At 60.2% G+C, this 9,513-nt stretch carries 12 protein-coding genes and 2 pseudogenes; 4 read left to right on the top strand and 10 right to left on the bottom strand.

All coding sequences use genetic code 11. The features are described from left to right. Positions 1-96: 96 nt before the first annotated feature. The 3 genes and pseudogenes from IVA82_RS16005 to IVA82_RS16015 form a co-directional block, all read right to left on the bottom strand. Positions 97-354, bottom strand: a pseudogene (locus tag IVA82_RS16005) (transposase); the annotation flags it as partial. 657 nt (positions 355-1,011) lie between these two features. Next, positions 1,012-1,212, bottom strand: coding sequence for a hypothetical protein (locus IVA82_RS16010; protein ID WP_247384185.1), 201 nt, complete (start codon positions 1,210-1,212; stop codon positions 1,012-1,014). A gap of 164 nt (positions 1,213-1,376) precedes the next feature. After that, positions 1,377-1,607, bottom strand: a complete 231-nt coding sequence (locus IVA82_RS16015; protein ID WP_247384186.1) for a hypothetical protein — start codon at positions 1,605-1,607, stop codon at positions 1,377-1,379. A gap of 190 nt (positions 1,608-1,797) precedes the next feature. Here IVA82_RS16015 and IVA82_RS16020 point away from each other — a divergent pair, with 190 nt between their 5' ends. After that, positions 1,798-1,983 carry a hypothetical protein gene (locus tag IVA82_RS16020; protein ID WP_247384188.1) on the top strand — a complete coding sequence of 62 codons (186 nt, stop codon included), beginning with the start codon at positions 1,798-1,800 and terminating at the stop codon, positions 1,981-1,983. Positions 1,984-2,539: 556 nt separating this feature from the next. On the opposite strand, the gene IVA82_RS16025 is transcribed toward IVA82_RS16020, so the two are convergent. The 5 genes and pseudogenes from IVA82_RS16025 to IVA82_RS48970 form a co-directional block, all read right to left on the bottom strand. Continuing rightward, positions 2,540-2,770, bottom strand: a complete 231-nt coding sequence (locus tag IVA82_RS16025; protein WP_247384190.1) for a hypothetical protein — start codon at positions 2,768-2,770, stop codon at positions 2,540-2,542. Further along, on the bottom strand, positions 2,767-3,102 hold the full coding sequence (locus tag IVA82_RS16030; protein WP_247384192.1) for a hypothetical protein: 336 nt from the start codon (positions 3,100-3,102) through the stop codon (positions 2,767-2,769). The genes IVA82_RS16025 and IVA82_RS16030 overlap by 4 nt, the downstream gene beginning before the upstream one ends. Then, positions 3,099-3,368 (bottom strand): hypothetical protein, encoded by a 270-nt coding sequence (locus tag IVA82_RS16035; RefSeq protein WP_247384193.1) that lies wholly within the window; start codon positions 3,366-3,368, stop codon positions 3,099-3,101. Before IVA82_RS16035 ends, IVA82_RS16030 begins: the two co-directional genes overlap by 4 nt. Positions 3,369-3,427: 59 nt before the next feature. Continuing rightward, on the bottom strand, positions 3,428-3,664 hold the full coding sequence (locus tag IVA82_RS16040) for a hypothetical protein (RefSeq protein ID WP_247384195.1): 237 nt from the start codon (positions 3,662-3,664) through the stop codon (positions 3,428-3,430). Between the two features lie 536 nt (positions 3,665-4,200). Next, a pseudogene (locus IVA82_RS48970) lies at positions 4,201-6,492 on the bottom strand (DUF3987 domain-containing protein). Between IVA82_RS48970 and IVA82_RS16050 the strand changes: the two are divergent. Next, on the top strand, positions 6,410-6,583 hold the full coding sequence (locus tag IVA82_RS16050) for a hypothetical protein (RefSeq protein ID WP_247384203.1): 174 nt from the start codon (positions 6,410-6,412) through the stop codon (positions 6,581-6,583). The pseudogene IVA82_RS48970 and the gene IVA82_RS16050 overlap by 83 nt on opposite strands. A 31-nt stretch (positions 6,584-6,614) precedes the next feature. On the opposite strand, the gene IVA82_RS16055 is transcribed toward IVA82_RS16050, so the two are convergent. Beyond that, positions 6,615-7,004, bottom strand: a complete 390-nt coding sequence (locus IVA82_RS16055) for a hypothetical protein (RefSeq protein WP_247384197.1) — start codon at positions 7,002-7,004, stop codon at positions 6,615-6,617. Between the two features lie 61 nt (positions 7,005-7,065). Beyond that, complete coding sequence (locus tag IVA82_RS16060; protein WP_247384198.1) at positions 7,066-7,296, bottom strand: AlpA family phage regulatory protein; 231 nt, start codon at positions 7,294-7,296, stop codon at positions 7,066-7,068. Positions 7,297-7,580: 284 nt separating this feature from the next. Here IVA82_RS16060 and IVA82_RS16065 point away from each other — a divergent pair, with 284 nt between their 5' ends. Both IVA82_RS16065 and IVA82_RS16070 read left to right on the top strand, forming a co-directional pair. Continuing rightward, positions 7,581-7,793 carry a hypothetical protein gene (locus IVA82_RS16065; RefSeq protein ID WP_247384200.1) on the top strand — a complete coding sequence of 71 codons (213 nt, stop codon included), beginning with the start codon at positions 7,581-7,583 and terminating at the stop codon, positions 7,791-7,793. Positions 7,794-7,805: 12 nt separating this feature from the next. Next, entirely contained in the window at positions 7,806-9,437 is a 1,632-nt protein-coding gene (locus IVA82_RS16070; protein ID WP_247384201.1) for a recombinase family protein, read from the top strand. Positions 9,438-9,513: the final 76 nt, after the last annotated feature.

Consider the following 9,513-nt stretch of genomic DNA (forward strand, 5'->3'; position numbering starts at 1 on the left):
GACGCGAGTGGTCAACAATTTGCATCGGCGTGCCAAGGCATTCGGCTTTGTTCTCCAGCCCTTGGAGCCGAAAGTAGTTGCTGCCGTTTCTTAGGAATCATTCTCCAGCGTCAGCTCTCCGATCTTGGCATGCAGCGACTTCACATCGACTGCGGGCGCGGCCGGCGGCCCGCCCCCTGGTCCGAAAATCCCGGAAGCATTGCCCTCAAGCTGCGATTTCCACGCCGTAATCTGATTGGGGTGAACGTCAAAATGCTCGGCCAGTTGGGCTATCGTCCGATCGCCTTTGACGGCGGCCAGAGCCACCTTCGCCTTGAAGGCCGGTGAGTGATTCCGGCGTGCTCGTCTGCTCATCGTCTCTCCTGATTCGCGGGCCTATCGTGCCCGTCGTCAGGCAGAAACTCCACTTAACGTCCTGTGCAGATTTCCGGAGCCGGCTCTGTCGATGCGGAAGGTGAACTTGGAGCGCCTACTGGCACGGCGTCCTGAGGGCGTGTTTCGTCAATCCCTTCGAGCGTGGCGAGCTTGGCCTGATCTGTTTCGAGCTGACTGCAAACTGGGGCTAGAAGGGCTAGTGTCCAAGCGGCGCGACCGGCCTTATCAATCCGGACGGAGCAAGTTTTGGGTCAAAGTGAAGAACCGCACTCACCCGGCGATGGCGCGCGAGCTATGAGCAGAGCGGCAGGTCCGATCTGCAACTAACAGCGGACCTCAACGGCCGATTGGACCACTTCGCGCCAGCAGGCAACATTCAAAACGCAAGCCGGGGGCCTTGCTTTTTAGGCGTCGGCGCTCCAGCGCCGCGACCATCCCAACCATAGGCAGTCTAACACCGGGCACAGAAGAGAATCCGCCCATTGAGGCGGCCTCTCTTACAGATTGAAATACAACATAGAGACTAGAACCCCCGCCGAAAACGACGCCTGGTCCTGCAATCGGCAATTTTCAAAACCCGGTCGGCTGCCAAATGCACCTCCCTCTAGCTTGCCAAATCAGCCTGAACGACACGCCTTACTTCGGTGGCTGCAATCCGCGCGAGTTGAGCCATCCATCAATGTTGGCGGCGGCATCGAGTTCGTGGGCCTTCTTCAAAAACGCTTCACGCTCCGCGTCGTCTGGCGGGAATTGATCTGCCTTTTCCCTCGCTAACCGCGCTTCCTTGATAAGCCGCTCGCCTAGCGTCTTGTCCTGTTTGAACCGATGGCGCTTCATGAAATCCTCCTTCATGACTCGCTGTGACCGGAAATCTTTTCGGGTTCTCCAAGGTTCCAATCGGTAATAATATTGCCGCCTCTCCTCCTTATTGTGTTCCGATCTGACGCGGGCGCTTCAACCCTGATGCGCAAAACGGCCCCCGGCGACCTCATCTCACGATCCTAAAGACGTTGGCCGTCTTCCGGCTCGGCCCCAGGGCGATCATCGGCCGCTCGTGCGTGACGCGCTTCGTCTCTCGTCAGAGAGGCAAGCCGGTCCAATTGATTAACTAATCCGGTGAGGGTCCTTGCGACGTTCTTCAACAAAATTGCTCGTTCGGCGGAAATATCGGATGATTTAGCAAGGGCCTTGGATTCAATCGCGAGTTCTTGACATCGGGCGGCGTCAAACATTTTCCAAACCGTTGGCTTCAAATTGTAAATTTCTAACATGCAACCAACGGCCGGTCTGTCCGGTAGCGGACACACCCACCTGCCTGAGGCTGCTCGCGGCCTTTTAAATAATAAAAGGAACTTAATTTATTTTGATTTATTTAAATTCCGTTTGGTTTAATATCCGCACGCCACCGACCGGAGGTGAAGCATGCCAAGCGCCACAGAAGACGAGGACCGCCGGGAGTTCTTAAAGACCTGCGGTAGGTTTGCCGCCGTGACGCCTCCAGCGATGACGCTGCTGCTGTCGACATCGCTGACGTCTAACGCGATTGCGCGGTCTGGCGGGGGCAGCCCGCATGAGCATCACCACCACCATCATCATCATGACGATTAAGGCAGGGGCATTTCAATAGGCGGTGCCTTGGGCAACGCCGTAGGCGATCATGCCGGCCTTTACGCCGTCGCCGGCATGGAGTGGGCGGCCCTGGGGCGCTCCTGAAGCCCCCCTGCGCTCCAGGGCGCTTTCCCTCACAGGCGCACGACCCCGATCCGGGCGAACATCACCGGCGCGCTTCGCTCCGCGACCAGCAGCAGCACTTTCATTCTGGCCGATCGGCGACCAGCAGCCCACCTCGCTTGTTGGGCGCAAATCGGCGAATTGTATAGGCAGGCATAGGCGTGCAACAGGCTGGGGGCCGCTGGCGCGATGGAACAGTCACGCTAACCACTGGTGAGAAGGTGGACGCCGGAAGATCATCAGCACCTGGACATTGCGCCCGAAAGCGCTCGGCCTCGACCTCGGCCTTGCGCCAGTCTGCGCGCCGCCGGTGGCTCAGCCGCCAACGCCTTACGCGCCTCCACATCCCAGACAACAGCAGACTAATGGCGCGACGAACTCCTTGATGTGCTTAGAGCCATGATCGGCCAGTTAGTGCAACGTCATCGGCCAGTTAGTGCAACGTCGCGGACGGCCGCTCCGTCATCGCCTCGACAAATTGCCGCAAGCGATCCATAGCTTTGCTGCGCCACACCTCCAGCTCGCCGGCGTATTTCGACAAGTCCGCACGAAACTCTTCCCCGTCAATGTCGGCACCGCGAGCAAGCAGACGGCGCGCATAGGCAGTTAACGCAAGATCGCGATGGCGGCACAACTCGGCGTTTGCTTCGTCCAATACTTTCATTTTGAGCCACGCTTCACAGCCAGTCGCCAAAAATTTCCGCCTTCACCCGGCCGAACACCGGTGTTTTCCGCGTCGGTATGCCAAATCGAACCCGCATGAGTGACGAAGGACCCCGGCGGATACGTCCGCGATGCATCCCAAATGCCCAAGTAACGCAGTGTCGGGCGCGACTCGAGTTCCTTGAGCCGCTCTTTCAACGGCGCGGTTGCTTTCAGCACGAAATCGCCGATCACTGGGGCCAGCGATTTGACGAGGCCTTCGATCTCGGCTCGCCGCTGGGGCGACACTTTGGCTTCCACTGCGCGACGTTCTTCGGGAGTTGGACCGTTCATGGCATGTGCTTCGTGTCCGCTGGCTTGCCATGCCGCCTTTCGTAGGCAAGCTGCAACCGCGACTGTTCTCGAACCAGTATGCGCGCAGCCGAAACGTTATCGGGGCTGTCGCGATGCCACAGCAGTTCGCGGATGCGCTTTTCCAGCCGAGCAATAGGAATTAGATCGTCGATTTCGGGCGAAAGCCGAACCACCCGGCACCTTGCCTTTGTTGCGGCGATCCGACGCCCATAGTCCAGATCGCTCGCTGTCAACCGGACGACCATGTGTCTGCCCTCAACCTGGTTTGAAGTCGATCTCCTCAATAGCAAATCGCCGGATTCTGTTACGCTGTAACCTTACGATGCAGTTTCTGCAGTGCCAGCTTCAAAGCTTGCGCGAGCGCTCGTCCATCTTGCTCATCCCATTCCGTCAATGTGCCCTGGCCGCGAAGCCAGTCCTTGTCGTCCTCGTCGAGATCAATGGCAATTCGCGTAGCGCCGATCGCCTGGCGCGCGCGGTGTTCCCGCATGCGCTGGGCGGCGGCCATCGGTGCAAGGTGCGCCTTCGCCTTGGTTTTCACGGTGGACCTCCTGGGCTAAATGCCGTCAAAATGGGCAACCCCCTTCTAGGAATTTGATCCCATCGCATAAGGACCAGCCGGTGCGGTTCTCGGTGCTTTGCAGGCCCGTTTCGAGTCCACCCCCGGGGTGTCACCGGCTTTCGATCCGCTGCGCCGCGCCCGCCGCGCGGGCTCCTGCGGTGTTCTGTATCGTGTTGTGCCACCGTAACATGCAACACACTGGGATCGATGCACGACGGCACTCATCGTCATGATCGCCCGTGACGACGGGCCGAGCGCGCGACGACCAAATAGTTTTCGACACGACGATCTGTCTCCAATGTCCTTTGCGCGCGCGGCGCAAAAGGGAGAATGGACGAGAGAAATAAGAAGGGTCGAACTTTGTATTTATGTCTCACGCCCGGTGACAACTCGGCCGCGTTGCGGTCGGTCGGCGCGTCACCGCCTGAACAGTTGTCGCCATTGTCCCTTGTGCGCGCGCGGGCGCGACACACTTCGCTCCCTCGATTGCCCAGCCGCGCGCGGCTCCCGTCCGCTCACGGCTCCACTCCCCCGCCGACAGCGTCGGCAATCGTCTGGCGAACTTCTGCACGACGAGCGGCTTCGACCTTCGCCCTCTCGGCAAATTTTTGATGCACCGCCGGATTGACCAACCAATGCGTGGGAGCGCCGCGCAATCGCGAGGGGGTGCGCTCAAGCCAGCCAAACGCCTCCAGTTGCTCGAACACCGCCAGTCCAGCCTCTGGCGAGAGGCGACGCATGACACGGTCACCCCGCTTGAGGTCGCGATTGGTGATCTTCGTCAGGCCGTGAGACAGGATGTATCCCGCGACTGCTGTGACGCAATCGTGGTCGTTTGATAGCCCGAGCACGGTCGTATAGAACGCCATGGCGTGCGGCAGCAGGAAACCGCGCAGAAAGGCACCAACCCGCCGGGCCGTTGCCTCGCTGATCACGGCGGGAATATCGCCGAAGCCCACCATATTCTCGGTGCAGTGCCAGATGACGCACAGCCGCGCAAAGATGCCGTCGTACTTGCCGATATGCGCAGCAAGTTTGCGGTGGACGAACTCAAGAGACTGCAAGTTCAGGTGCTTGAGTTCCAACTCCTGTCGATAAGCCTGCGCGCCATCATCAAAGCGGAGTGTCGCGTTGCCGAGGCAGTGCAGATGGCGGATCAGAGCGGTGTACTCCGCCACGACCGGAGACGCAGCTTCATCCCGGCCAGCCTTGGCGGGTGACACCATGATCGGCAACAGGCGCTGCAACAATCCGTCGTCCACGGCTTCGTCTGCAATCTGCCGGATGGGCTCCGGCTGGATGCCGCCGATGAGTGAGATCGACAGGTTGTCGATGTAGACCAGGCCACGTCCGACCCGCTGCACCGAATAGGTGCTACCGTTAAATGCTTCCAGCCAGAACGAACGATCTTTGGCCGAGCCCCGACCGGCGGAATATTTGTCCATGGAACCGAACCAGCCAGACAATTCGTCCTGGTAGCAAAGCAGGCCATCTGGGCTGTCCTGCGCAGCCTCAATCGTGGTATCCTGAAGAATGCTGCGTACTTACTTCGGCGGATTGGTCTTGAGCTTTTCCTCCTTCGGCAGCTTGTCATAGACGGCGCGCTGGTCGGCATAGTCGCGCGCCTGATCGGCGTCGATCTTGCGCAGCGGGCGGGCTGCTGCGGTCATGATCGGGCTCTTCTTCGAGCTGGGCGGGCCGACGAGCGCTACCCACAGCCGAACAGCTTCAAACCAACCGGTGTTGTGGCGCTTGACCTGAAGACGAACGCTGTCGGGAATGGCTCCCGCGCAGACGGCCAGCGCCGACACGGCGATAGCCGACATATCGGCACCCATGTCCATTCCTTGGTCGTGCGCAAAGCGTTCGATGACATCCGGCAGCAACCCGCGCAGCAACGAGGGCGGCTCGAACTTGCCCCACAGATCGACCGGATCAACCGCAGCCTTCGGACCAGCGTTGGTTGCGTCGCCGCCCTCGGCTTCATCCGGCTCTGGCTTTCCGAACTTCTTGCGCGTGTAATCGATCAACTCCTGAATGTCGGGATCATCGATGCCGCCATCACTGTATGGCGCACACGCCAACTTGATCTGGAGGTCGGACCAACCTTTGCCGATGGTGCTGCCAATGAACAACAACATGGGCTCGCGCCAGCCCTTGCCGGGCGTGGCGCGGCTCTGCTTCAGCAGCGCAAGCAACTCTTCGTCACTTTTACCGCGCTTCCGCCCGTGACGGTCGGAGTATTCGAAAAACGGATCATTCTCTTCGGCAGATGTTTGGTCAGCTGTCTTCGCCCCGACGACCTCGAATTGAGCAAGGTCGTCGCGCAGGTCGATGAAGTCGCCGATGATCACCTCGGCACGATGGTCGAGGCTGGGCCTGTTCATCACCCAGCCGTAATAGTAAGGCTGACTGAGCGCGAAGCTCTCGCTGGCAGCAATCTTCTGGGCGCCGCGCTTGGTTTTCATGGCGCCATTGAGCCGAGCCACCAGCTTGACGCGCGTCTCAGGCGGGAGCGGCTGCGAGGTCGGAGCGAGGATGCGCCAGCGCTCTGCGCCAGGGCTGTGCGAAGGCGACGTGTAGACGAGCGCGGAGATGCCCAGTTCGCTAACCGCCTTCAAGGCGTCATCAAAGGCGATGTTCTGGTCGTCATGTTCCAACTCGATGCCGGTGATGTGCGTCAGGTTGGCGTCATGGCGCAGACTGCCATTGGCGCTACGCTTCGTGCCGAACACCGCCAGCTTCAACAACGGCAGCTTGCCCTTCTCTCGCGCGGCAGCGTTCAAGACACGCTCGCGCAATTCCATCAAGGTCAGGTTGTCGGTGGTGCAGGTATTGGCTGCAAGGGTCCTTGAAGAAGCTGATGTGCACCTTGGCACTGGCGACACGGCCGCCTGACGCTGCTGCTTCAGGATTTGGGCGAGCATGTTCATGGCCGCGCCTCCGACTGCTGCTGCGGCCCGCCATCCCGCCACAGCTCCGGCTGACGCAAGAGCCAACAGCGGGTCTCGGTGATCAGCTTGGTGTTGCTGTTGAAGCCAAGAGTGACGCAAGTGAGCTCGATCTGCATGGCGAGCCAGTTCTTGTCGAGCTGGCGCCAACCGCCATCGCCAAAGAGCCACGCGCCATTCGGGCTGTTGATCAGCTTGTGACCGTTCGCGCGCAATCGCGCCAACACACGCAGACCGGCAGCGATGTGGCGGTCGCTCTTCTTGAGCGGCTTGCGCGGATTGAAACCGAATTCGATCGCGAAGGCGAGAGACGGGTCGTTGGTATCGACTTGCGTATCGCTGTCCGCGCGGTTATCGTCATCGTACATCTGAATATTCCTGATCCGTGGTGATGATTAGGCGGCCTGTGGCGGGCCGCCTTTTCCGCGACTAGTCGACGCGCTCAGCTAGGGCCTGCGCCGCAACGTTGCGCGAGCGCAGTGCAATCGCGGCACTGACCCAACCCTCAATCTCGGTGGCAATCCAACCCACTCGCTTGGCGCCGATCGGAACGCGTCTCGGAAAGTTTCCCTCAGCTCCGAGACGATCGATGTACCGGCGACCGAAGGGAACGCCGTGGTCGTGCAGTTCAGGAAATAACAACAGCTTGCGAACTGACATGGTCGTGCTCCTGTTTCTAGAGTAAGCACGCCAATTCATATGGACGTGCGCCCTGTTACGTCAGGACGCATCCTAACTAGACCTAATTCGCGATTTGAGAAGTGAGTTATGAACAAGCACGTCGTCATGAGGCGACGTGCTTGTTCATAAGTCATCTTCGGCTGAACGGCGGGATCATCGCGTCGGCCCGAAAGGTGTGTTTTGAACAGGCAGCAGCGGCGAGCAGCATGTTCTGGTTCATAAGTAGATGGTGCGAAGCAGTGCGTTTTGCTTGATGCTTCCTGGTGGAGCGCAATCATCAACCTGATCCGTCATTGACGCTGGATCGCCCGTTGCGGGCGCCGGCCGCGATTGCGTCTGACGGCAGCATGACTCCTATGATACCGCTGGATCGGCCAGACGAGGCTGTTCTCCGCTATGTGCGGGAGCTTGCCAAACGGCTGGCACGAGAGGATCATCAGGTCGAGATCGTGACCCGCCAAGCATCCAACCTGTGACGAGCGAAGACGATGATCCGCGCCGCCATTTACGCCCGCTTCTCCTCCGACCTGCAAAGCGACAAGTCGATCGACGATCAAGTTGCATCGTGCCGCGACCTTTGCAGTCGCGAGGGCATGGCGGTGATCTCGACGTTTGAGGATAGGGCCATCTCAGGGACCGGCGCGATCAACCGTCCCGGCTTCCAAGCCCTGATGCGCGCCGCCGAGGCACGACTATTCGACGTGATTGTCGCCGAAGATTTGGATCGCGTTTTTCGCGATCAGGCCGACTATCACACTGCCCGCAAGCATCTCGATCACCTTGGCGTGTCACTGCACACCGTGTCCGGCAAGGTCGGCAAGCTCGACGGCGCGTTGCGTGCGCTGATGAGCGAGATGTTCATCGAAAATCTCGTGATCCACACGCGGCGCGGACTTGAGGGGGTGATCCGCGATGGCCGGCACGCCGGCGGCCGAGCCTATGGCTATCGCGCGGTGCGGGGCAAGCCGGGCGAGTTGGAGATCGTCGAGGCCGAGGCCGAGATCGTTTGCCAGATTTTCGCCGATTACATCTCGGGCAAGACGCCGCGCATGATCGCGAACGATCTCAACAAGCGCGGTGTGCGGCCGCCGCGTGGGCGCCAATGGAACGCATCAACGATTAACGGCAACGTGTCGCGCGGCGGCGGGCTGATCATGAACGATTTGTATGCCGGCCGGATCATCTGGAACAAAGTCCGCATGATCAAGGACCCGGTGACACGCAAGCGTCTCTCGCGCCCGAATCCAAAGGATCAATACAAGATCGTCGAGGCGCCGCATCTGCGCATCGTTGATGATGCGACATTCAGGGGTGCGCAAGCTGTCAAGGCCGAGCGCCGCCGTGACGCCACGCCGGCGACCGCGCAAAAGGCCCGCGCGCCGAAGCGGGTCTTTTCTGGTTTGATCAGGTGCGGTTCGTGCGGCGGCGGCATGGCGTCAATCGGCAGCGACGCGAAAGGTCTCCGCTTGCAGTGCTCAACCCATAGGGAAAGCGGATCGTGCGGAAATGGCCGCCGCGTTTATCTCGACGACATCGAGGCGCTCGCCGTCAAGGGGCTCCGCCAGCACCTCATGCATCCCGAGGTGATCACCGAATTTGTCGACGCCTATAACGCCGAGCGCAAGCGGCTCAAGAAAGAGGCGACTACTGAATGGGCGCGGTTGGAACGGCGGCTCGGCGAGATCGGGCGCGAGATGAAGCGTATCGTTGACTCCATCGTGATCACGGGCATGCCGCCAGAACAGTTCGTCGCCCGGATGCAGGAGCTTGAGGCTGAGAAGGCCAAGGTCACCGCCAGGCTCGATGCCGCCAAGGAAAGCGACAACGTCATCGCCCTGCACCCCAAGGCGCTCGATCGTTACAAGCGCGCTGTTGTGGAACTAGCCGACGAGTTCAAGCGCGGCACGCCGACCGAGTTTGCGACTATCCGCGAGTTGGTGACGGCGATTATCGTGCACGCCAGCCCGAGCCGGCCGGGCGGTGCTGGAACCAAAGCCAACGCCGAAGATGACCGGAGCGTTCGGATCGACATCAAGGGCCGCCTCGCCGCGTTGTGCGGCAATCCGGCCCTGTTTCCGAACATGGCTATGTCGGGGGTGAGCGGCCCGAGACATAGGTGACAAAACGTACCGGGCACATGGGTTACACTTTCCGCTTTTGTTCTGCGGGAGGTGTGGATGCCGTGGAAAGCGAGTT

The organism is Bradyrhizobium sp. 142 (genome assembly GCF_023074015.1).
In the GTDB taxonomy this organism is placed as follows: Bacteria; Pseudomonadota; Alphaproteobacteria; order Rhizobiales; family Xanthobacteraceae; genus Bradyrhizobium.